Below are 21,647 nucleotides of genomic sequence, written 5' to 3' on the forward strand. Positions count from 1 at the left end.
CAGGGGACGTTGAAACGCCCGTCGTCTGAATTTAGGAAAATGCGGCTCGCGGCGGACGAGCGGTGGCCCGGTGGGTGCCGCAACGTCCAAGGTGCGCCAAATACGGTGGGGCCCTTACGAAAGGGAGAGGACACATGAGCGGGTCGGAATTCGAGCGCGAAAACATCGTGGCAGGAACGCTGTCGGCGACCGCGGACTCGAAAGCGGCCGAGCCCGCGCGTGAGTTGCATACGCCCGAACTGCATACTTGGCGCCCGGAAGCCGAAGGCCTGTTTGATCCGAGCCTGGAAAAGGATTCCTGCGGCGTCGGCTTCATCGCCAACATCAAGGGCCAGAAGTCGCACCAGATCGTCTCCGACGCGCTGAACATCCTGTGCAACCTCGAGCATCGCGGCGCCGTCGGCGCCGACCCGCGCGCCGGTGACGGCGCCGGCATCCTGGTGCAGATCCCGCACGCCTTCTTCGCGCGCAAGACCGCGGAGCTCGGCTTCAAGCTGCCGCAGCCCGGCGAATACGCCATCGGCGCGCTGTTCATGCCGCGCGATGCCGCGTGGCGGAACGTGATCAAGAGCATCATCGCCGACGAGATCAAGAACGAGGGCTTCAAGCTGCTCGGCTGGCGCGATGTGCCCAGTGACAATTCCTCGCTCGGCGTCACCGTGAAGCCGACCGAGCCCTACCACATGCAGGTCTTCATCGGCCGCAATGGTGCGGCCAAGACCGAGGACGATTTCGAGCGCCACCTCTACATCCTGCGCAAGTCGATCTCGCAGGCGATCTATCAGCGCCGCGACCGCGGCATGGCGGGCTACTATCCGTGCTCGCTGTCGTGCCGCACCGTGATCTACAAGGGCATGTTCCTCGCCGACCAGCTCGGCAAGTACTATCCCGACCTGCATGAGGCCGACTTCGACAGCGCGCTGGCACTGGTGCATCAACGCTTCTCGACCAACACTTTCCCGACCTGGTCGCTGGCGCATCCCTACCGGATGATCGCCCATAACGGCGAAATCAACACGCTGCGCGGCAACGTCAACTGGATGGCGGCGCGGCAGGCCTCCGTGCATTCGGAGCTCTATGGCAAGGACATCAGCCGCCTGTGGCCGATCTCCTATGAAGGCCAGAGCGACACCGCCTGCTTCGACAACGCGCTCGAATTCCTGGTGCAGGGCGGGTACTCGCTGCCGCACGCCGTGATGATGATGATTCCGGAAGCATGGGCCGGCAATCCGTTGATGGATGAGCAGCGCCGCGCCTTCTACGAATATCATGCCGCGCTGATGGAGCCGTGGGATGGCCCGGCCGCGATCGCCTTCACCGACGGACGCAAGATCGGCGCCACGCTCGACCGCAACGGCCTGCGGCCGGCGCGCTATCTCGTCACCAAGGACGACCGCATCGTGATGGCGTCCGAAATGGGCGTGCTGAAGATTCCGGAGGACCAGATCGTCACCAAGTGGCGGCTGCAGCCCGGCAAGATGCTGCTCGTCGACCTCGAGCAGGGCCGCCTGATTCCCGACGATGAGATCAAGGCCGACCTCGCCAAGAGTCACCCCTACAGCGATTGGCTGCATCGCACCCAGATCCAGCTCGAGGAGCTGCCGGATGCGCCGGCCAAGGGCGTGCGCTCCAACCTGCCGCTGCTCGATCGCCAGCAGGCGTTCGGCTACAGCCAGGAAGACATCGCGATCCTGATGACGCCGATGGCGGCCATCGGCGAGGAAGCTGCCGGCTCGATGGGCAACGACACGCCGATCTCGGCGCTGTCCGACAAGCCGAAGCAGCTGTTTACCTACTTCAAGCAGAACTTCGCGCAGGTGACGAACCCGCCGATCGATCCGATCCGCGAGGAAATCGTCATGAGCCTCGTCTCGATCATCGGGCCGCGGCCGAACCTGTTCGACCTGCAGGGTGTCGCCTCGACCAAGCGCCTCGAGGTGCGGCAGCCGATCCTGACCGACGCGGATCTGGAAAAGATCCGCTCGATCTCCGACGTCGCCGAGACCCACTTCAAGTCGCGCACGCTCGACACCACCTTCCACGCCGGGTTCGGCGCGGCGGGCATGGAGCAGGTGCTCGACGAGCTCTGCGCGCGCGCCGAGGGCGCGGTGCGCGAGGGTATCAACATCATCATCCTGTCGGACCGCATGACCGGCACCGACCGGATTCCGATCCCGTCGCTGCTGGCCTGCGCCGCCGTGCATCATCACCTGATCCGCACCGGCCTGCGCACCTCGGTCGGCCTCGTCGTGGAATCCGGTGAGCCGCGCGAGGTGCATCACTTCGCCTGCCTCGCCGGCTACGGAGCCGAAGCGATCAACCCCTACCTCGCGTTCGAAACCATCCTCGCGATGAAGGACCGGCTGCCCGGCGCGCTCGACGATTACGAGATCGTCAAGCGCTATATCAAGTCGATCGGCAAGGGCCTGCTCAAGGTGATGTCCAAGATGGGCATCTCGACCTACCAGTCCTATTGCGGCGCGCAGATCTTCGACGCGGTCGGCCTCAAGGCGGACTTCGTCGTCAAGTATTTCGCCGGCACCCACACCCGCATCGAGGGCGTCGGCCTCGGCGAGATCGCCGAGGAGACCGTACGGCGCCACACCGACGCCTTCGGTGACGGCCAGATCTACAAGAGCGCGCTCGATGTCGGCGGCGAATATGCTTACCGCACCCGCGGCGAGGACCATGCCTGGACCGCGGAATCGGTCTCGACGCTGCAGCATGCCGTGCGCGGCAATTCGCAGGAGCGCTACCGGGCGTTCGCCAAGATCCTCAACGAGCAGTCCGAGCGTCTCTTGACGCTGCGCGGCCTGTTCCGGATCAAGAGCGCCGAGGACGACAAGCGCAAGCCGGTCAAGCTCGAGGACGTCGAGCCGGCCAAGGACATCGTCAAGCGGTTCTCGACCGGCGCGATGTCGTTCGGCTCGATCTCGCGCGAGGCGCACACCACGCTCGCGATCGCGATGAACCGGATCGGCGGCAAGTCGAACACCGGCGAAGGCGGCGAGGAATCCGACCGCTTCAAGCCGATGCCCAACGGCGACAGCATGCGCTCGGCGATCAAGCAGGTCGCCTCGGGCCGGTTCGGCGTGACGACGGAATACCTCGTCAACTCCGACATGATGCAGATCAAGATGGCGCAGGGTGCCAAGCCCGGCGAAGGCGGCCAGCTGCCCGGCCACAAGGTCGACGCGACGATCGCCCGCGTCCGGCATTCGACGCCCGGCGTCGGCCTGATCTCGCCGCCGCCGCATCACGACATCTACTCGATCGAAGACCTCGCCCAGCTGATCTACGACCTTAAGAACGTCAATCCCGACGGCCAGGTCTCGGTCAAGCTGGTGTCGGAAGTCGGCGTCGGCACGGTTGCCGCCGGCGTCGCCAAGGCGCGCGCCGACCATGTCACCATCGCGGGCTTCGAGGGCGGCACCGGTGCCTCGCCACTGACCTCGATCAAGCATGCCGGCTCGCCGTGGGAGATCGGTCTTGCCGAGACCCATCAGACGCTGGTGCGCCAGCGGCTGCGCAGCCGCATCGCGGTCCAGGTCGACGGCGGCTTCCGCACCGGCCGTGACGTCGTGATCGGGGCGCTGCTCGGGGCCGACGAGTTCGGCTTCGCCACCGCGCCCCTGATCGCGGCGGGCTGCATCATGATGCGCAAGTGCCACCTCAACACCTGCCCGGTCGGCGTCGCGACCCAGGATCCGGTGCTGCGCAAGCGCTTCACCGGCCAGCCCGAGCACGTCATCAACTACTTCTTCTTCGTCGCCGAGGAAGTCCGCGAGATCATGGCGCAGCTCGGCTACAAGACGTTCGACGAGATGGTCGGCCAGGTCCAGATGCTGGACCAGACCGCGCTGGTCTCGCACTGGAAGGCCAAGGGCCTCGATTTCTCCAAGCTGTTCGTGCGGCAGAAGGAGGAGAAGGGCCAGACGATCTATCACTCGGAGAGCCAGAACCACCATCTGGAAGCCGTGCTCGACCGCCGGCTGATCGAGAAGGCGCAGGCCGCGCTCGATCGCGGCGCCCCGGTCAAGATCGAGGAAGAGATCAACAACACCGACCGTTCCGCCGGCGCGATGCTGTCGGGCGCGGTGGCCAAGATCTACGGCCATGCCGGCCTTCCGCTCGACACCATCCATGTCGGCCTGAAGGGCACGGCGGGACAGGCGTTCGGCGCCTGGCTCGCCAAGGGCGTCACCTTCGAGCTCGAGGGCGAAGGCAACGACTATGTCGGCAAGGGCCTCTCGGGCGGCTGCATCATCGTCAAGCCGCCGAAGATCTCCGGCATCGTGCCGGAAGAGTCGATCATCGTCGGCAACACCGTGATGTACGGCGCGATCGCGGGCGAGTGCTACTTCCGCGGCATCGCCGGCGAGCGCTTCGCGGTGCGCAACTCCGGCGCAGTCGCGGTCGTCGAGGGCGCCGGCGATCATTGCTGCGAATACATGACCGGCGGCATCGTCGTGGTGCTCGGCAAGACCGGGCGCAACTTCGCGGCCGGCATGTCCGGCGGCATCGCCTATGTGCTGGACGAGGCCGGCGACTTCGACAAGCTGTGCAACCTTTCGATGGTCGAGCTCGAGCCGGTGCTCTCGGAGGAGATGATCAACGCCGACACCTACCACCACTCCGGCGATCTCGAGGCGCATGGCCGGGTCGACGTGTTCCAGAACCTGCTCGACTCCGACGTGGAGCGGCTGCACGTCCTGATCACGCGTCACGCCAAGCTGACGGGCTCGAAGAAGGCGGCGGAGATTCTCGCCGACTGGAAGAGCTGGCTGCCGAAATTCCGCAAGGTGATGCCGGTGGAGTACCGCCGCGCGCTGAAGGAAATGAAGGCGAACGCCGACGCCGAGCCGAAGATCGCGATCGGCGCGTAGGCCTGAAAGACCCTCATGGTGAGGAGGCGCGCAGCGCCGCCTCGAACCATGAGGCCGCCACACGGGCCTCCATCCTTCGAGACGCGGCGCACGCGCCGCTCCTCAGGATGAGGGTCAAACAGAACAGACGAACACATGATGCAGGGGCATCGGGTTTCAATGGGTAAGATCACAGGTTTTCTCGAGATCGAGCGGCATGACCGCAAGTACGAGCCGGTCGCCGATCGACTCAAGAACTTCAGGGAATTCGTCATTCCGCTGAGCGAGAAGGACACGCGCGACCAGGCGGCGCGCTGCATGAATTGCGGCATCCCCTATTGCCACGGCACCGGCTCGACCGCGCCGGGCACGCCGGGCTGCCCGGTCAACAACCAGATCCCCGATTTCAACGACCTCGTCTATCAGGGCAACTGGGAAGAAGCCTCGCGCAACCTGCACTCGACCAACAACTTCCCCGAATTCACCGGCCGCATCTGCCCGGCGCCGTGCGAGGCGTCCTGCACGCTCAACATCGACGACAATCCGGTCACCATCAAGACCATCGAATGCGCGATCGTGGACCGCGCCTGGGACAATGGCTGGCTGAAGCCGGAGATCGCAGCCGTTAAGACCGGCAAGAAGGTCGCCGTGATCGGCTCGGGTCCCGCCGGCATGGCCGCCGCGCAGCAGCTCGCGCGCGCCGGCCACGAGGTGCATGTCTACGAGAAGTTCGCCAAGGCCGGCGGCCTGCTGCGCTACGGCATTCCCGACTTCAAGATGGAGAAGGGCATCATCGACCGCCGCGTGGCGCAGATGGAGGCCGAGGGCGTCACCTTCCATTACGGCAAGGCCGTCGGCGGCTCGACGCCGGGTGCGATCGATCCGCAGGAGCTCGCCAAGCAGTATGACGCCGTGGCGCTGACCGGCGGCGCGGAAGCCCCGCGCGACCTGCCGATCCCCGGCCGCGAGCTTTCCGGCATCCACTTCGCGATGGACTTCCTGCCGCAGCAGAACCGCCGCGTCTCCGGCGAGCCGCTGAACGGCGCCGCCGACATCCTCGCCGGCGGCAAGCATGTCGTCGTGATCGGCGGCGGCGACACCGGCTCGGACTGCATCGGCACCTCGTTCCGGCAAGGCGCAACGTCGGTGACCCAGCTCGAGATCATGCCGGCGCCGCCCGAGCACGAGAACAAGGGCGTGACCTGGCCGAACTGGCCGCTGAAGATGCGCACGTCGTCGAGCCAGGCCGAAGGCGCGGTGCGCGAATTCGCCGTGCTGACGACGAAGTTCGAAGGCGTCGACGGCAAGGTGACGAAGCTGCATTGCGTCAAGGTCGACGACAAGTTCAAGCCGCTGCCCGGCACCGAGTTCACGCTGGATGCCGAACTGGTTCTGCTGGCGATGGGCTTCGTGCATCCGGTGCACGAGGGCCTGCTCAAGACGCTGGGCGTCGAGCTCGACCAGCGCGGCAACGTCCGTGCGTCCCTGCACGACTACCAGACCTCGCGCGCGAAAATCTTCTCGGCCGGCGACATGCGCCGCGGCCAGTCGCTCGTGGTCTGGGCGATCCGCGAAGGCCGCCAGTGCGCGCGCTCGATCGACACCTTCCTGATGGGGAAGACGGATCTGCCGGGGTGAGTGCCCCGGCGGTTTCGCCGAACTGCATCACACAAACGCAGCTGTCATCGCCCGCGAAAGCGGGCGATCCAGTATTCCAGAGACGTCAGGGCTTGAACGGATAGGCCGCGGCGTACTGGGTGCCCCGCCTTCGCGGGGCACGACATCTCATTTGAGATGCGACGTAGGCATCCTCGCCGCTAATTCTGCACCCGCACGCCCAGCATCACCACCGTCGACGCCGAGCTCTGTCCCGGCTGATTCGAATCCAGCCAGTTCCGGCTCAGCGTGCCCTTGATCCAGAGGCTGCGGGTCAGCTTGTAGATCAGGTCGCCCGACAACGCGTAGATCTTGTCGGTGCGGTTGTCGCCCTGGTAATCGAGCGTGCCGTAGGTGAACTTGCCGATGCCGGTCAGCCAGCGGCGGAAGTCGTGATCGACCTCGACGGTGTAGGTGCGCGACAGCACGCCCGAGGTGCCGGGCAGCGTGGTCTCGCCGATCTGGGTGTCGGAATAGAATTTGGCCGTGGTTAGCGGCGTAGCGGTCCAGGTCAGCGAGGCCGTGGTGAGCAGGCCTTCGAGTCGGCTAAGCCGCGGGTCGACATAGTCGCGCATGGCATAGCCGATCGAGATCTCACCGAACAACAGCCGGGTGAACTCGAACGACGTACCGACCTTGGCATAACCGCCCGACGAATTGCGCGCGTAACCGTTGCGGTCGAGATAGAGATCATGGAAGCGGCTGTCGCCCTCGACTTCGACAAAGGGCTTCACGGCCGGATTGAGCTCATAGCTGACGCGGCCGACGCCGCCGTATTGGGTGAAGTTGCGATCGTCGTTCGACGACGAAGTGCCGTCGGTGAGCTTCGACCATTGGTAGTCGGTGCGGTCGACGGTGCCGCCGAGCGAGACCTGCATGCGGTTGAAATGCTGGTCGATGCCGAAGGTGCCGCCGACCGTGGTGTAGATCGGATATCTGGCGAGGCCGGCCTGCACGTTCGGGCTGCCGGGATTGTCGGTCGAGACCAGCAGGCGGGCCTGCCCCAGCAGATGCGTATCCTTGGTGACGTCGAGACGGCCGTCGATATGGCCGGTGAAATTCGGACGGTCGATGTCGAGCGGCGCCGACAGCGGCGTGCCGTCGGCGTTCGGCGTCAGCCCGGAGCCATAGCCGTTGAAGGAGCCGCGCAAATCGGCGACGACGGCGTGACGCTCCCAGTCGGAGACCGCGAGGAATTCCGGCGCGACCATGTAGAACGCCCTGCCCTGCGGCGAGTAGAGCCGACCGGGGTTGGTGTCGTAGCCGGCCATCACCTCGACCGCGGTCTTGACCATGAACGAGCCGGCATAATCGCCGACGGCGCCGAACGGATCGTCGTCGATCTTGAGTCGCTTGCGCGGCGGCTGGCCGACGATGGTGCCGGCCATCGCCGGCGGCAGCGGCGGCTTGTTGGCGGTCTCCGAGGGCGGGATCGACAGCCGCAGCTGCCCGGTGGCGTTCAATGGCGTCGGCTGCGGCGAGCCGGGTCCGGCCGGCGGCTTCGGCCTGGCCTGGCCGGGATAATATTTCGGCTTCTGGCGTTTGCGGTTGAGCGAGTCATAGCCCGACGTCGCGGCGCCGTTCGCCGCGGGGAGCCCGTAGGTCGGGACCTGTCCGATCCGCGTCGTCGACGTCGATGTCGATGTCGATGAAGACGAAGAGGAACGGCGATCGCGATCGGCGTCGGGTAGCTTCAGACCGTTGAGCGGATCCATCGCGTCCGCCGTGGTCCGGCGCAGCGGCGAATCCTGTGTGATCACCTGGCTCTGGCGATTGGGGCTGAACAGATCGGGCGTCACGGTCTGGGCCGCGGCGAACCCGGTGGTCACGGTCAGCGCCAGAGCGGTCACGGCCGGACATGGCAAAACCGCGCGGACGAGGCGTCCACGCCGGTCTGGGCCGCTTGCTGGCCGCCGCAACACGATGGAAAAACTCCAACGAATTCACATACTTGTCGGACGCACTCCACCGGGCGGCGGAAAACGTCGTTAATGGAGTTAAAACAATTATGGTTAATGAGCCGTTGAGGATCGGCTGCCGCGCGTCGCATCGCGGAATCGAACGTGCTAAGGGAGATGCCCGGGTGCAAAACCCCTCCCCTGGAATCCGAAATGGCCAAACCGAAACCGCTGATGACCAAATCATCCGGCCCCGATGACGGCGCCGTTCAATCGGCGCTCCGCACCCTCGATGCCGAAGCAAGCGGCGTCGCAGCCCTGTCCGCGGCACTGAAGTCCGACCTCGGCGCGCCGTTCGCCGCCGCGGCGGAGCTGATCGGCAAGGCCAAGGGACGGCTGATCGTCACCGGGCTCGGCAAGTCCGGCCATATCGGGCGCAAGATCGCCGCGACCTTTGCCTCGACCGGCACGCCGGCGTTCTTCGTGCACGCCGCGGAAGCGAGCCATGGCGACCTCGGCATGATCACGATCGATGACGTGATCCTGGCGCTGTCATGGTCCGGCGAGCAGCCGGAGATGCGCAACCTGATCGCCTATGCCGCACGCTTCGGCATTCCGCTGATCGCGATGACGGCCGACAAGGATTCGACGCTGAGCAAGGCCGCCGACGTGCAGCTGACGCTGCCGAAGGCCCGCGAGGCCTGCCCGCACAATCTGGCGCCGACCACGTCCTCGCTGATGATGCTGGCGCTCGGCGATGCGCTGGCGATCGCGCTGCTCGAGGGCCGCGGCTTCACCTCGACCGATTTCAGCGTGCTGCATCCGGGCGGCAAGCTCGGCGCGCTGCTGAAATATGCCCGCGACCTGATGCATGGCGGCGACGCGCTGCCGCTGAAGCCGCTCGGCACCAAGATGTCGGATGCGCTGGTCGAGATGACCTCCAAGGGTTTTGGCTGCGTCGGCATCGTCGACCGCCGCGACCATCTCGTCGGCATCGTCACCGACGGCGATCTGCGCCGGCAGATGCGCCCCGACCTTTTGACGCTGTCGGTCGACGAGGTCATGACCAGGACGCCGAAGACGATCAGCCGCGACACGCTGGCCGGCGAAGTGCTGGAGTTGCTCAACGCCTCGAAGATCACGACGCTGATCGTGACCGACGCCAAGAAGCCGGTCGGCATCATCCATCTGCACGATCTGCTGCGCGCCGGCGTGGCGTAGTTTCGCTCCGTCATTCCGGGCACGCGAAGCGTGATCCTCAGATGCGCAATTGCGCACCATAGTTCGATGCTTTCGCATCGCCCGGAATGACGGCGTTTACCTCGGAAACCGCGCCGCGGTTGCCTCCAGCGGCAGGGCCAGCGCGTTGGCGAGGTAGGAGACCGTGCGGTAGAAGCCGCACAACAGGATGATCTCCAGGATCTGGTCCTCATCGTAATGCGCCGACAGCGCCGCGAATTCCGCGTCATCCAGCGTCGCGCGGGCATGCAGCGCGTCGACTGCCGCGATCATCGCCTGTTCGGCTTGCGACCAGCAGCCGGCATCGGCCGCACCGCGCACGGTGGCGTGGACCCCCTGCTCCGTCAATTCGGCGGCCGTGCCGAACGCCGTGACGTGGACGCCCCATTCATATTCGCAGGCATTGAGTGCGCAGGTGCGGTCGATCACGATCTCCCGCGCCCTGAGCGACAACGGCCCGCGATCCAGCAGGCTGCCGCCGCGAAACTTCTCCCAGGCGCGCGGATGACCGGCCATCACGCGGAACAGCACCAGCGGTGGCTTGCCGCGCATGATGCGATCGAAATGCTGTTGAACGTCCGCCGGATAAGGCGGATCGAGCGGCGCGAGGCGTGACATGGGCTGATCCCGTTGCTACATTTAATGTAGCGATACGCTACAATATCTGTAGCGACTCGCAAGAGAGATTCGACAGGAATTCGCGACATGCCGAAGCAGGGCCCAGTCACAAGACCCGCCGTCCGCGGCTCGCGGTCCGGCCGCCCGATCATGGCGCTGCTCGATCTCTTGGGACGGCGCTGGACCTTGCGCATCATCTGGGAGCTGCGCGAGGGCGCGCTGACCTCGCGCGCGCTGCGCACCGCCTGCGACGAGGCCTCGCCGACGATCCTGCAGACGCGATTGACCGAACTGCGCGAGGCCGGCTTCGTCGAACTGACGGATGAGGGTTACGGGCTCACCGCGCTCGGCCGCGAGCTGTTCCAGACCTTCACGCCGCTCCACCGTTTCGCCGAGCGCTGGAGCAAGCGGGGAGGCAGCTAGATCTCAGTGACCGTCAGTGTGTAGCCCGCATGAGCGGAGCGATATGCGGGACCGGTTTACCCGGGTATCGCTGCGCTCACCCCGGGGCTACAGATGACTGGAGCAAGCGCGCCGCCGGCTAGACCGCAGCCACCGTCAGGCTCGCGCCGTCGGCGCGGACCACCTTAACCCGGCTGCCGGCGGGCGCATCGGGGCCGGCGACGCGCCACACCGTGTCGTCGATCCGCACCGTGCCCGATCCGTCGACGATCGGCTTCTCCAGCGTGAATTCGCGGCCGACCAGAGCTTCGTTGCGGCGGTTGAGGAAGGGATTGGTCTTGCTGGCCGCCGTCGCGCTCTTCGCGAAATGCCGCCATGCCGGCACCGCCAACGCGGCGAACACTGCGAACATCAAGAGCTGTATCTGCCAGGACGGCGTGAAGGCGAACGACAGCAGCCCCACAAGGAGCGCCGCGAGCCCGAGCCAGAACAGGAACACCCCAGGCGCCGCGAGCTCCAGCGCCATCAGGATGAAGCCGAAGATCAGCCAGTTCCAGGTACCCAATGTCGAAAACATCTCGGCCATGACGTGACCTCTACCATTGCGCGCGCGACGCCGTCACGCCCTCACCGCTGCGGCGGCACCGGCGGTGGCACCGGCGGCCCGGCCGGCGGGACCGAGCCGCCACGCCGTGCTGCGGCCGTAGCGGACGCCGCACTCTCGCCGAAGGTGGCGCGGGCGATCTCGCCGATGCCGGCCAGCGATCCGAGCACGCTCGAGGTTTCGATCGGCAGCATCAGGACCTTCTGGTTCGGCGACTCCGCGAGCTGGCCGAACGCCTTGATGTACTTGTCGGCGATGAAATAGTTCAGCGCGGCGACGTCGCCCTTGGCGATCGATTCCGACACCATCTGGGTCGCCTTGGCTTCGGCCTCGGCGAGCCGCTCGCGCGCCTCGGCGTCGCGGAAGGCGGCCTCGCGGCGGCCCTCGGCCTGCAGGATCTGGCCCTGCTTGGCGCCCTCGGCGCGCAGGATTTCGGACTGCCGCTGGCCCTCGGCCTGCAAAATGTCGGCGCGCTTGACGCGCTCGGCCTTCATCTGCCGGCCCATCGCCTCGACGAGGTCGGCCGGCGGCACGATGTCCTTGATCTCGATGCGGTTGACCTTGACGCCCCAGGGCGACACCGCGGCGTCGACCACGCGCAGCAGCCGCTCATTGATCTCGTCGCGATGCGACAGCACCTGGTCGAGATCCATCGAACCCATCACCGAGCGGATGTTGGTCATGGTCAGGACGGTAATCGCCTGGTTGAGATTGGCGACCTCGTAGCTCGCCTTGGCGGCATCGAACACCTGGTAGAACGCGACACCGTCCACCGTCACGGTAGCGTTGTCCTTGGTGATCACCTCCTGCTCGGGGATGTCGATCACCTGCTCCATCATGTTGATCTTGCGCCCGATGCGGTCGAAATAGGGCACGATCAGATTGAGGCCGGGCGACAGCGTGCGGGTGTATTTGCCGAACCGCTCGATGGTCCAGTCAAAACCCTGCGGAACGGTCTTGATCCCGGCGAACAGCGTAACGATGACGAGAAGAACAAACGCGATCGCGAAGACGTCGAAGCCAGTCATAAAGTCCTCCAAGGCCGGCGAGACCGTCGCCAGTCACGGTCGTGCATTGGTCGGCAGGACCGCTCCGCCGGTTCAGCCGGCTGTTGTTCTCCCTAGCACATAGGAAGCTGCTGTCGGATGACCAGATGCCAACGAATGCCCGTGCCCGGTGTCACGGATCGTTAACAATCAGATCCAGCCTTGTTAGATCCAGCCTTGCAGCTCGCGCAGCACGAGCTGGCGGATCACGTCCATGCCGCCGTCGCTGTCGTTGAGGCAGGGGATCGCCGCGAACTGCTCGCCGCCATTGTGCCGGAAGATCTCGGCATTCTCCTGCGCGATCTCCTCCAGCGTCTCCAGGCAATCGGCGGAGAAGCCGGGCGTGACCACGGCAATGCGCCGCAGGCCGTCCCTGGCCAGCTGCTCGACCGTCTTGTCGGTATAGGGCTGCAGCCACTCGGCCTTGCCGAAGCGCGACTGGAAGGTGAGGATCAGCCCGTTGGCATCGAGCCCGAGCCGCTTGCGCAGCGCATTGGTCGTGGCGATGCATTGCGCCTGATACGGATCGCCCTTGTCGACGTATTCCTTCGGCATGCCGTGGAACGACGCGACGATGATCTCGGGCTGGAACGGCAATGTCGCAAGATGCGCATTGATCGAGACCGCGAGCGCCTCGATGTAGTCGGGATCGTCGTAGTAGGGCGGCGTCACCCGAAGGATCGGCTGCGCGCGCATGCCGGCCAGCACGCGAAACGCCTCGTCGCAGACCGTCGCCGACGTTGCGGCGGAATATTGCGGATAGAGCGGCACCACCAGCAGCCGGCCGCAGCCCTGCGCCGCCAGCGCCTCGATGCGCTCCTTGATCGAGGGGTTGCCGTAGCGCATCGCCCAGTCGACCACGACGTGATCGTGATCGGCGATCGCTTCCGCCAGCTTGTCTGCCTGCGAGCGCGTGATGGTCTTCAGCGGCGACTCGTTCTTCTCGGTGTTCCAGATCTTCAGATAGTCGCGCGCCTTGCGGGCCGGCCGGACGCGCAGGATGATGCCGTTGAGGATCAGCTTCCAGAGCAGGCCCTGATCCTCGATCACCCGCGGATCGGACAGAAACTCCTTGAGATAGACCCGCACGCCGGCGGCATCGGCCGTATCGGGCGTGCCGAGATTGACCAGCAGCACGCCGACGCGTTCCGGCTTCGGCGCCGCGGCAGGCTTCGCGCTCTCGAAGGGGATCACCGTGCTCATGATGGCCTTGCGCTTGATATCCTTCGCCTGGGGGCTTTGGGCTTCGCGCGTTGCTCCAACCTTGTCAAGCCGAGTGCGGGTTGGCTACGTTCCCGTGCGGAATAAGGGGGAACCATGACGATCGCCGAATGGTGCGTCTTCGGGACGCTGATGCTCTCGCTGCTGACGATCGTATCGGTGAAGTGGGCCGGCTTCCGCAGCTTCGACAATGCCAGGCCGCGCGATCCCGACTTCTACGACGACCCGATCCGCTCGCGGGCGCTCGGCGCGCACCAGAACGGCATCGAGGCCTTCCCGTTCTTCGCCTTCGCCGTGCTGCTCGCCGAATTCCGCGTCGGCCCGCTGCGGCTGATCGACGAGCTCGCGGTGCTGTTCCTGATCGTGCGGATCGCCTACGTCTTCACCTATATCGGCAACCGCCCGACGCTGCGCTCGATCCTCTGGAGCATCGGTTTCGCGATCAACATCGCCATCTTCCTGCTGCCGGCGATCAGGGGCTATCTGACGAGTTGAGCCAGTTTCTTCCCCCTCTTCCCGTTCTTACGGGGAGAGGGCTGGGGTGAGGGGCCGTCTCCGCAAATTCGATTGAAGGCAGCGTGCGGAGACCCCCTCACCCGAAATTCGCGCACGCGAATTTCGACCTCTCCCCGCAAGCGGGGTGAGGTGACTTCAAAGGCACGTCGCCCGTTCGGCCGCGACGTAGCCGAACAGCAGCCCGAGCCCGAACAGCAGCACGAGGCCCGCGGCAGCGAATTCCAGGCCGCGCATAATGACCATGCCGCCGCCGTCGCGCGCCGCGCTCAGCCGCTCGGCCACGCCGCGCGCCGACACCGCGACCAGCGCGATCGCCGCCACCGTGATGGCAGTGCCGAGCCCCATCACGAAGGTCGCGGCAATGCCGGCCCAGAACAGGCCCTGCGCCAGTGCGAACACCAGCACCAGGATCGCGCCCGAGCAGGGCCGGATCCCGACCGTAAGGATCGCACCTAAGCCGCGCCGCCAGCCACCAGGACCGGCAAGCTCGGCCGGCGCCGGCCCGTGCGAATGGCCGCAATGCTCGTCATGGACGTGCTGCGCGTCATGCCCGTGATCGTGGCCATGGTCATGATGATGCCCGTGATCGTCATGCGCGTGACGATGATGGTGATCATGGCCGTGATCATGGTGGTCGTGATCGTGCTGATGCGCGCCGGCCATCGCCAGCGCCGGGCGCGGCATCTGCAGCGCGCGGAAGAAGCCGCCGCCCTTGACCCACACCAGCCGGGCGCCGAACGCCGCGATCAGCGCGTAGCTTGCGATCTCGATCGCCTTCTCCGCCCCGCACATGGTCTTCGCGGTCGCGTTGAGCAGCCAGGCACAGATGCCCACGATGAGAACGGCGACCACCGACTGCATCAGCGCCGAGGCGAACGACAGCACGATGCCGCGCCGCGCGGTCTCGCGGTTGGCGACCATGTAGGAGGAAATCACCGCCTTGCCGTGGCCGGGGCCGGCGGCATGGAAAATCCCGTAGGCAAAGGAGATCACAAGCAGCGTCCAGACCGCCGAGCCGTCGGATTTCGCGGCGCGGATGGTTTGGGAGATCTCGCGGTAAAACTCCGACTGTTTCGCCAATAGCCAGCCGACCAGCCCGCCCTGCGGCTCCGCCGCGCGCGGCGCGCCGAACGGATTCTGTGCAAGCAGCGCATGAACGGCGCCATCGAGCAGCGCAAACGCCGTCAATACGGCCGCGGACACGGCGAGGCCGCGCGTCATGCGCGAGACGATTGGCGTCATGGGCACTCCACCGAGACCTTGTTGGCGAACATCATGCCGAAATTGCCGTTGCCGCCGTCGAGAAAGGTCTGCTCGCCGAGCTTCTGCGCGGCGGCGGTGCCGTCACTATTCGGCCGTTCGAACTGCATCTTGCAGTTCGCCGCGGCGCCGACCAGCTTGACCGGCTCCTTCTCGGCATACTGGAAATCGATGAAATAGGTCGGGTCGAACACTTCGAGCGAGAGCTGCCTGGCCTTGAACGGCGTCTTCACCGGCAAGGTGAAGTGCAGCGTCAGCGCCGAATCCTTGTATTCGAGGAAATAGTCGACCGGCTCGGTGAACTTCTGCTTCTTGCCGTCGCCCTTGGCGAAGGTGAAGTAGGCGTATTCCTTCAGCGACTCGACATTGGTCTGCGCCAACGGCGCCAGCTCCTCGCGGCTGTAGGCGCCCTTCACCTTGGTCTCGATGCCTTGCAGCGCGTAGGTCGAGAACATGTCGTCAAAGGTCCAGGCGTGCCGGACCCCGGTGATGGTGCCGTCGGGCGCGTAGATCAGCTCGCTCTTGGCGACGATCCAGACATGCGGATGGGCCTCGGCGGCCGCCGTGCCGAGCACGACGGACACCGCAAGCACGAGCCAGCCGATCAGCCGGTTCAATGACGGCCGCACCTCAGGCCGCCTCAGGCGTTTCGAGCAGGCCACGGCGGCGCAGCAGCGCGTCCGGCTCGGGCTCGCGGCCGCGGAAGGCGACATAGGCCTCCTCCGGATCGCGCGAGCCGCCCGACGAATAGATGTCGTCATGCAGCCGCTTGGCGGTCGCGGGATCGAAGATGTCACCGGCCTCCTCGAAGGCGCCGAAGGCGTCGGCGTCCATCACCTCCGACCACATGTAGCTGTAATAGCCCGACGCATAATGGTCGCCGGAGAAGATATGGCCGAACTGGGTCGGCCGGTGCCGCAGCGAGATTTCGGCCGGCATGCCGATCTTCTCCAGCTCCTTCTGTTCGAAGGCGCGGACGTCCCAGCTCGCCGCCGCCGGCTGGGTGTGGAATTCGAGGTCGACCAGCGCCGAGGAGACGAACTCAACAGTGGCAAAGCCCTGGTTGAACTTGCGCGCAGCGAGGAAGCGCGTGAGCAGGTCGTCCGGCAGCGCCTCGCCGGTCTGGTAGTGGCGGGCGAAGCGCTGCAACACCTCGGGCCGCTCCTGCCAGTGCTCATAGAGCTGCGAAGGCAGCTCGACGAAGTCGGTGAACACGCTGGTTCCGGACAGTGACGGATAGGTCACGTTGGACAGCATGCCGTGCAGGCCGTGGCCGAACTCGTGGAACAGGGTCCGCGCATCGTCAGGCGACAGCAGCGACGGCGCGCCATCGGCGCCCTTGGCGAAGTTGCAGACATTGATCACCAGCGGCGCGACGCCGCCGTCGAGCTTCTGCTGGTCGCGCAGCGAGGTCATCCAGGCGCCGGAGCGCTTCGAGGGCCGCGCGAAGTAGTCGCCGTAGAACAGTGCCTTGTGCTGGCCGTCGCGGCCCTTGACCTCCCAGACCCGGACGTCCGGATGCCACACCGGAATATCCTTGCGCTCCTCGAAGGTGACGCCGAACAGGCGGGTAGCGCAGTCGAACGCGGCCTCGATCATGTGGTCGAGCACCAGATAGGGCTTGATCGCGGAATCGTCGAAATTGGCGCGGCGCTGGCGCAGCTTCTCGGCGTAGTAGCGCCAGTCCCAGGACGCGAGGGCGAAATTGCCGCCCTCCTCCGCGATCAGTGCCTGCAGCGCGTCGCGGTCGGCGAGCGCCCGCGCCCGTGCCGGCTTCCAGACCCGTTCCAGCAGGCCGCGCACCGCCTCCGGCGTCTTCGCCATGGAATCCTCGAGGCGGTAAGCGGCGTAGGTCGGGAAGCCCAGGATCTTCGCGGTCTCCTCGCGGAGCCTGAGGATCTCCACGATGGTCGCGTTGTTGTCGTTGGCGTTGCCGTTGTCGCCGCGGGCCGTGAAGGCCTTGTAGACCTTCTCGCGCAGGTCGCGCCGCGACGAGCTCTGCAGGAACGGCTCGACCGAGGAGCGCGACAGCGTCACGATCGCCTTGCCGGGCATGCCGCGCTCTTCCGCCGCAGCCTTGGCAGCCGCCACAAATGTGTCGGAGAGGCCGGCGCGGTCGTCCTCGCCGAGCTCCATGGACCACTCCTGCTCGTCGCCGAGCAGATGGTGGCTGAACGAGGTGCCGAGATGGGCGAGACGCTCGTTGATCTCGGCCATGCGGGCCTTCGCCGCATCGTCGAGGCCGGCGCCGGAGCGGCGGAAGCGGGTGTAGGTGCGCTCCAGCAGCCGCATTTGCTCGCCGGTCAGGCCGAGGGAGGCGCGCTTCTCGTGCAGCATGGCGATGCGGCCAAACAGCACAGCGTTCATCATGATCGGATTCCAGTGCCGCGCCATCCGGGGCGACACCTCCTTGTCGATCTCCAGGATCGCCGGGCTCGAATGCGCCGAGACCAGGTCGTAGAACACCGCCGAGACCTTCGACAGCAGCTTGCCGGAGCGCTCCAGCGCGGTGATGGTGTTGTCGAAGTCGGGCAGCGACGGATCATGGGTGATCGCAGCCACTTCCGCGGAATGATCGGCGAAGGCCTGCTCGAAGGCGGGCAGGAAATGCTCCGGCTTGATCTCGGCGAAGGGCGGCGTCTCGAGCGGCGTCTGCCATGCCTTCAGAAGGGGGTTGGCGTGAGCGTCTGCGCTGGTTCCTGACATCGAATGTCCCGTTTTTCGCCTTGAAAATGCTGCCCAATCTATATCACGCGATACGGCATTTTTGGGCCTTTTGCGCTTGATAGATGGGCACTTTTCGGAGAGATTGCGCCCCCTGAACAGGACCTATTCCATGACCATGCAGCCCTCCACCTCAGGCAACCGCACCATCGCCTGGCCGAGCGTCATCACCGTGATCTCGGCGGCGATCCTGATCGGCGCGGAAGTGTTCGGCGCGGCGTTCGCCGGCGGCTGGGCGCTCGCGATCCTGCTCGGGCTCGACGACGTCGCCGCGCACATCCTGCAGGCGGTGCTGTTCGGCATCGGCGTCCTGATCATGATCGCCTTCATCCGCGCAGCTCAACGCGTCGAGCCGTTCACGCGTCGCGCGTGAGCTTGAGCGATTCAAGAAAGCACTGCGGCACAAGGCCAAAACGCACACACGCTTCGTTAGTCATTCTTAACAGCCGTTCATCCTCAGCGCGTCCGACGCGTGCTCCGCGCGACATCGCAAGCACGCGTTAGGGAAATTTGTCGCTATCGCAAAAAAATTCTTGCGCCACGAAGTCAAAAGACTTATTTCCTGCCTTGCCCAATTTCGCACGTGCCTGTGGTCGTGTGTCAGTCGGTAGGTATCCGGACAAGAGGCCGGACAGCCGCCAAGGGGTGGAAGAACCGAGGGTCGCTTACGTCCATCAGGACACGAGGCGGCCAGCATCTCTCTCCAGGGATGCCGCGTTGAAGGTCTCACCACTCTTTGCAACCGTGACTGGCAGCCGGAGGCGAACCGGCGCACCCCGCTCTCAACGGGGGACGCGACTTAAAGCAACGACGGATCGGGCTTTTTTGGTCTCTACCGGCGGTCCAACGCCGGCCCGGGCTACTGAAAAGGCTTGTCCTTCATTGCCAGGTGATCGGGCGGGAAACTCTCCCAACCAATCCACGGCAGCACAGTCTGGTTTGAGTCTCTTGGCCTCAACGTGCCTCCATCGCGCGATGTGGCCGAAGCGCTCTCACCCGACGTCACGTTGATGCGGATCCCGTCGCTGGGGCCGTTGGAGAGTGCCATGACTGAACGTATCCAGGAATTCCTGCGCAACCGCCGTCAGGATGGTCTCGACACCGAGCCGTGCCTCGTCGTCGACCTCGAAGTCGTGCGCGACAACTACCAGACCTTCGCGAAGGCGCTGCCGGACAGCCGCGTGTTCTACGCGGTGAAGGCCAATCCTGCGCCCGAAGTGCTGTCGCTGCTGGCCTCGCTCGGCTCCTGCTTCGACACCGCGACCGTCGCGGAGATCGAGATGGCGCTGGCCGCCGGTGCGACGCCGGACCGCATCTCCTATGGTAACACGATCAAGAAGGAGCGCGACATCGCGCGTGCCTTCGCACTCGGCATTCGCCTGTTCGCGGTCGACTGTGCCGCCGAGGTCGAGAAGGTCGCTCGTGCCGCCCCCGGCGCCAAGGTGTTCTGCCGAATCCTCTATGACTGCGCCGGCGCCGAGTGGCCGCTGTCGCGCAAGTTCGGCTGCGACCCGGAGATGGCGGTCGAGGTGCTCGACCTCGCCAAGCGCCTGGGTCTGGAGCCGTGCGGCATCTCGTTCCATGTCGGCTCGCAGCAGCGCAAGGTGAAGGCATGGGACCGCGCGCTCGCGATGGCGTCGACCGTGTTCCGTGACTGCGCCGAGCGCGGGATCAACCTCACCATGGTCAACATGGGCGGCGGCTTCCCGACCAAGTACCTCAAGGACGTTCCGCCGGTCCTGCAATATGGCCGGTCGATCTTCCGCGCGCTGCGCAAGCATTTCGGCAACCAGATCCCGGAGACGATCATCGAGCCGGGCCGCGGCATGGTCGGCAATGCCGGAATCATCGAGACCGAAGTCGTTCTGATCTCGAAGAAGAGCGACGAGGACGAGGTGCGCTGGGTTTATCTCGACATCGGCAAGTTCGGCGGTCTCGCCGAGACGATGGACGAGTCGATCCGCTACGCCATCCGCACCCCGCATGACGGGGCGGACATGACGCCGTGCGTGCTCGCGGGCCCGACCTGCGACAGCGCCGACGTGCTGTACGAGAAGCTGCCGTATCCGCTTCCGGTGACGCTCGAGATCGGCGACAAGCTGCTGATCGAAGGCACCGGCGCCTATACGTCGACCTACTCGTCGGTGGCGTTCAACGGCATTCCGCCGCTGAAGACCTACCACATCTGACTCGCCTCCTTTTCGAGGCCCGATAAACCGGGAGCCGGCCCCGCCGGCTCCTCCCCGATCATTTTTGATTTTCCTGAACGACGCTTGCCGCGGCGTACGACATGCCGTTGCAAGCGGGGACTGACGTGCCATGACTGCAAAACGGAACACCCCCGTTGCCCTCATTCGAGATGCCGCCCCGTTCGCGATCCGTGCGGAGCGTGGCTCGGACGTCGTCGCACGCGAAGCGCTGCTGGATGCCTGCTTTGGCTGTAATCGCCATACGCGCACCTGCCAGCGCCTGCGCGACGGACGCGCGCCCGCCGAAGGCGTGAGCCTTGCGGCCGTGCGCCAGGACGGCCGGGTGGTTGGAACCGTGCGGTTGTGGCACGTCAGCGCGGGGGGCCGCAGCGCGCTGATGCTGGGGCCGCTGGCAGTCGACGACGACTGCCGCGGCCTCGGCGTCGGCGCCGCGCTGATGCAGCGTGCGCTGGCGGTCGCTAAGGCGCGCGGCCACGGCGCCGTGATCCTGCTTGGCGATGCGCCCTACTACGCCCGCTTCGGCTTCACCGCCGCCAAGACCGGCGAGCTGTCGCTGCCTGGCACGTTCGAGCGCGAGCGGCTGCTCGGCCTCGAGCTTGTCGCCGGCGCGCTGGACGGCGCCTGGGGCATGATCACGCCGACCGGCGCGCCGCTGCCCGAGGCCAAGGCATCGCGGACGCGATCCCGGAGCCGGAAGGCACCGCTCGCCGTGCCGCACGCGGCGTAAGGCGGGCCACCATGTCGGAGCACCTTCCCATCACCGATGGCGCGCGCCCGCGTTGGCGCGGCCTCGTCACCACGGTCATGCTGATCCTGATCTCGGTGATGATCGTCAGGGATATCCTGGTCCGGCGCTGGACCGGCACGCCGCCATCGCCGCCGGACACCACGCTGCAGTCCCGCTAACGCCGGCCGCGCAAGGGGTTGCGCGGGCGCCGAAAATGCCCGTAAACCCCGCGCAAAGCCATTTCAGTCGAGGTCCAACATGTCCCGCCGCCTGATTTCCACCGGCTCGCCCTTTGAGAAGACCGCCGGCTACAGCCGTGCCGTGATCGACGGCGACTTCGCCTTCGTCGCGGGAACCACCGGCTATGACTACGCCACGATGACCATGCCATCAGATGTCACGAGCCAGTCACGGAACTGCTTCAAGACCATTGAGGCCGCCCTCAAGGAGGGAGGCTTTGCGATGGCCGACATCGTGCGCGCGACCTACTACCTCACCGATGCCCGTGACGTGGATGCCCATTTCGCGGTCTGCGGCGAGGTCCTCGGCGACATCCGCCCGGCCGCAACGATGCTGATCGTCGCGGGGCTCTACAAGCCCGAGATGAAGGTCGAGATCGAAGTCACCGCGAAGCGTCGCAACCCCTGATCCACTCTATCCG

Annotated in this window: 18 protein-coding genes; 10 read left to right on the forward strand and 8 right to left on the reverse strand. The window is 65.8% G+C overall.

Annotated features, from left to right (window positions below; translation table 11 throughout):
- Window positions 1-134 precede the first annotated feature (134 nt).
- Window positions 135-4,886 carry a glutamate synthase large subunit gene (gene gltB, locus QA639_RS36495; RefSeq protein ID WP_157347836.1) on the forward strand — a complete coding sequence of 1,584 codons (4,752 nt, stop codon included), beginning with the start codon at window positions 135-137 and terminating at the stop codon, window positions 4,884-4,886.
- Between the two features lie 159 nt (window positions 4,887-5,045).
- Window positions 5,046-6,503 carry a glutamate synthase subunit beta gene (locus QA639_RS36500; RefSeq protein ID WP_028332876.1) on the forward strand — a complete coding sequence of 486 codons (1,458 nt, stop codon included), beginning with the start codon at window positions 5,046-5,048 and terminating at the stop codon, window positions 6,501-6,503.
- Between the two features lie 179 nt (window positions 6,504-6,682).
- Here the strand turns inward: QA639_RS36500 and QA639_RS36505 are convergent, their stop codons facing one another.
- Window positions 6,683-8,371, reverse strand: coding sequence for an outer membrane beta-barrel protein (locus tag QA639_RS36505; protein ID WP_283088568.1), 1,689 nt, complete (start codon window positions 8,369-8,371; stop codon window positions 6,683-6,685).
- A gap of 261 nt (window positions 8,372-8,632) precedes the next feature.
- On the opposite strand from QA639_RS36505, the gene QA639_RS36510 reads away from it, so the two are divergent.
- Window positions 8,633-9,640 (forward strand): KpsF/GutQ family sugar-phosphate isomerase, encoded by a 1,008-nt coding sequence (locus QA639_RS36510; protein WP_283088569.1) that lies wholly within the window; start codon window positions 8,633-8,635, stop codon window positions 9,638-9,640.
- A gap of 96 nt (window positions 9,641-9,736) precedes the next feature.
- Here the strand turns inward: QA639_RS36510 and QA639_RS36515 are convergent, their stop codons facing one another.
- Window positions 9,737-10,276, reverse strand: coding sequence for a carboxymuconolactone decarboxylase family protein (locus QA639_RS36515; RefSeq protein WP_157347838.1), 540 nt, complete (start codon window positions 10,274-10,276; stop codon window positions 9,737-9,739).
- Between the two features lie 87 nt (window positions 10,277-10,363).
- Here QA639_RS36515 and QA639_RS36520 point away from each other — a divergent pair, with 87 nt between their 5' ends.
- The gene (locus QA639_RS36520; RefSeq protein WP_050385219.1) at window positions 10,364-10,699 is read left to right on the forward strand and encodes a winged helix-turn-helix transcriptional regulator; all 336 of its coding nucleotides are present in this window, start codon (window positions 10,364-10,366) and stop codon (window positions 10,697-10,699) included.
- Window positions 10,700-10,817: 118 nt separating this feature from the next.
- On the opposite strand, the gene QA639_RS36525 is transcribed toward QA639_RS36520, so the two are convergent.
- From QA639_RS36525 to hemH, 3 genes are all read right to left on the reverse strand, one after another.
- Entirely contained in the window at window positions 10,818-11,264 is a 447-nt protein-coding gene (locus QA639_RS36525; protein WP_283088570.1) for an NfeD family protein, read from the reverse strand.
- A gap of 41 nt (window positions 11,265-11,305) precedes the next feature.
- Window positions 11,306-12,310, reverse strand: coding sequence for an SPFH domain-containing protein (locus QA639_RS36530; protein ID WP_028332870.1), 1,005 nt, complete (start codon window positions 12,308-12,310; stop codon window positions 11,306-11,308).
- Window positions 12,311-12,493: 183 nt separating this feature from the next.
- Window positions 12,494-13,531 (reverse strand): ferrochelatase, encoded by a 1,038-nt coding sequence (hemH, locus tag QA639_RS36535; RefSeq protein ID WP_283088571.1) that lies wholly within the window; start codon window positions 13,529-13,531, stop codon window positions 12,494-12,496.
- A gap of 114 nt (window positions 13,532-13,645) precedes the next feature.
- Between hemH and QA639_RS36540 the strand changes: the two genes are divergently transcribed.
- On the forward strand, window positions 13,646-14,044 hold the full coding sequence (locus QA639_RS36540) for an MAPEG family protein (RefSeq protein ID WP_283088572.1): 399 nt from the start codon (window positions 13,646-13,648) through the stop codon (window positions 14,042-14,044).
- Window positions 14,045-14,200: 156 nt separating this feature from the next.
- Here the strand turns inward: QA639_RS36540 and QA639_RS36545 are convergent, their stop codons facing one another.
- The 3 genes from QA639_RS36545 to QA639_RS36555 are packed head-to-tail and all read right to left on the reverse strand — an operon-like array spanning window position 14,201 to window position 18,031.
- Complete coding sequence (locus tag QA639_RS36545) at window positions 14,201-15,307, reverse strand: nickel/cobalt transporter (protein ID WP_283088573.1); 1,107 nt, start codon at window positions 15,305-15,307, stop codon at window positions 14,201-14,203.
- Complete coding sequence (locus QA639_RS36550; protein WP_283090685.1) at window positions 15,304-15,942, reverse strand: DUF1007 family protein; 639 nt, start codon at window positions 15,940-15,942, stop codon at window positions 15,304-15,306. The genes QA639_RS36545 and QA639_RS36550 overlap by 4 nt, the downstream gene beginning before the upstream one ends.
- 13 nt (window positions 15,943-15,955) lie before the next feature.
- A complete protein-coding gene (locus QA639_RS36555; RefSeq protein ID WP_283088574.1) occupies window positions 15,956-18,031 on the reverse strand; it encodes a M3 family metallopeptidase in 2,076 nt (691 codons plus the stop codon).
- A 130-nt stretch (window positions 18,032-18,161) separates the two neighbouring features.
- Between QA639_RS36555 and QA639_RS36560 the strand changes: the two genes are divergently transcribed.
- The 5 genes from QA639_RS36560 to QA639_RS36580 all read left to right on the forward strand — a co-directional run bounded on the left by QA639_RS36560 (window position 18,162) and on the right by QA639_RS36580 (window position 21,634).
- On the forward strand, window positions 18,162-18,422 hold the full coding sequence (locus QA639_RS36560; protein WP_028332864.1) for a hypothetical protein: 261 nt from the start codon (window positions 18,162-18,164) through the stop codon (window positions 18,420-18,422).
- Between the two features lie 673 nt (window positions 18,423-19,095).
- Entirely contained in the window at window positions 19,096-20,238 is a 1,143-nt protein-coding gene (locus tag QA639_RS36565; RefSeq protein WP_016842601.1) for a type III PLP-dependent enzyme, read from the forward strand.
- A gap of 130 nt (window positions 20,239-20,368) precedes the next feature.
- Window positions 20,369-20,986 carry a GNAT family N-acetyltransferase gene (locus QA639_RS36570; RefSeq protein WP_283088576.1) on the forward strand — a complete coding sequence of 206 codons (618 nt, stop codon included), beginning with the start codon at window positions 20,369-20,371 and terminating at the stop codon, window positions 20,984-20,986.
- An 11-nt stretch (window positions 20,987-20,997) separates the two neighbouring features.
- Entirely contained in the window at window positions 20,998-21,165 is a 168-nt protein-coding gene (locus QA639_RS36575; RefSeq protein ID WP_167350407.1) for a hypothetical protein, read from the forward strand.
- 79 nt (window positions 21,166-21,244) lie between these two features.
- On the forward strand, window positions 21,245-21,634 hold the full coding sequence (locus QA639_RS36580) for a RidA family protein (protein ID WP_028332860.1): 390 nt from the start codon (window positions 21,245-21,247) through the stop codon (window positions 21,632-21,634).
- Window positions 21,635-21,647: the final 13 nt, after the last annotated feature.

It is taken from the genome of Bradyrhizobium pachyrhizi (genome assembly GCF_029714545.1).
Taxonomy (GTDB): domain Bacteria; phylum Pseudomonadota; class Alphaproteobacteria; order Rhizobiales; family Xanthobacteraceae; genus Bradyrhizobium; species Bradyrhizobium pachyrhizi.

Bases quoted from the DNA above. Each gene is read 5' to 3' on its own strand.
- hemH (WP_283088571.1), bottom strand. From the start codon at position 13,531: ATGAGCACGGTGATCCCCTTCGAGAGCGCGAAGCCTGCCGCGGCGCCG.
- QA639_RS36565 (WP_016842601.1), top strand. From the start codon at position 19,096: ATGACTGAACGTATCCAGGAATTCCTGCGCAACCGCCGTCAGGATGGT.
- QA639_RS36530 (WP_028332870.1), bottom strand. From the start codon at position 12,310: ATGACTGGCTTCGACGTCTTCGCGATCGCGTTTGTTCTTCTCGTCATC.
- QA639_RS36575 (WP_167350407.1), top strand. From the start codon at position 20,998: ATGTCGGAGCACCTTCCCATCACCGATGGCGCGCGCCCGCGTTGGCGC.
- QA639_RS36560 (WP_028332864.1), top strand. From the start codon at position 18,162: ATGACCATGCAGCCCTCCACCTCAGGCAACCGCACCATCGCCTGGCCG.
- QA639_RS36520 (WP_050385219.1), top strand. From the start codon at position 10,364: ATGCCGAAGCAGGGCCCAGTCACAAGACCCGCCGTCCGCGGCTCGCGG.
- QA639_RS36525 (WP_283088570.1), bottom strand. From the start codon at position 11,264: ATGGCCGAGATGTTTTCGACATTGGGTACCTGGAACTGGCTGATCTTC.
- QA639_RS36545 (WP_283088573.1), bottom strand. From the start codon at position 15,307: ATGACGCCAATCGTCTCGCGCATGACGCGCGGCCTCGCCGTGTCCGCG.
- QA639_RS36570 (WP_283088576.1), top strand. From the start codon at position 20,369: ATGACTGCAAAACGGAACACCCCCGTTGCCCTCATTCGAGATGCCGCC.
- QA639_RS36540 (WP_283088572.1), top strand. From the start codon at position 13,646: ATGACGATCGCCGAATGGTGCGTCTTCGGGACGCTGATGCTCTCGCTG.
- QA639_RS36510 (WP_283088569.1), top strand. From the start codon at position 8,633: ATGGCCAAACCGAAACCGCTGATGACCAAATCATCCGGCCCCGATGAC.
- QA639_RS36580 (WP_028332860.1), top strand. From the start codon at position 21,245: ATGTCCCGCCGCCTGATTTCCACCGGCTCGCCCTTTGAGAAGACCGCC.
- QA639_RS36555 (WP_283088574.1), bottom strand. From the start codon at position 18,031: ATGTCAGGAACCAGCGCAGACGCTCACGCCAACCCCCTTCTGAAGGCA.
- QA639_RS36500 (WP_028332876.1), top strand. From the start codon at position 5,046: ATGGGTAAGATCACAGGTTTTCTCGAGATCGAGCGGCATGACCGCAAG.
- gltB (WP_157347836.1), top strand. From the start codon at position 135: ATGAGCGGGTCGGAATTCGAGCGCGAAAACATCGTGGCAGGAACGCTG.
- QA639_RS36515 (WP_157347838.1), bottom strand. From the start codon at position 10,276: ATGTCACGCCTCGCGCCGCTCGATCCGCCTTATCCGGCGGACGTTCAA.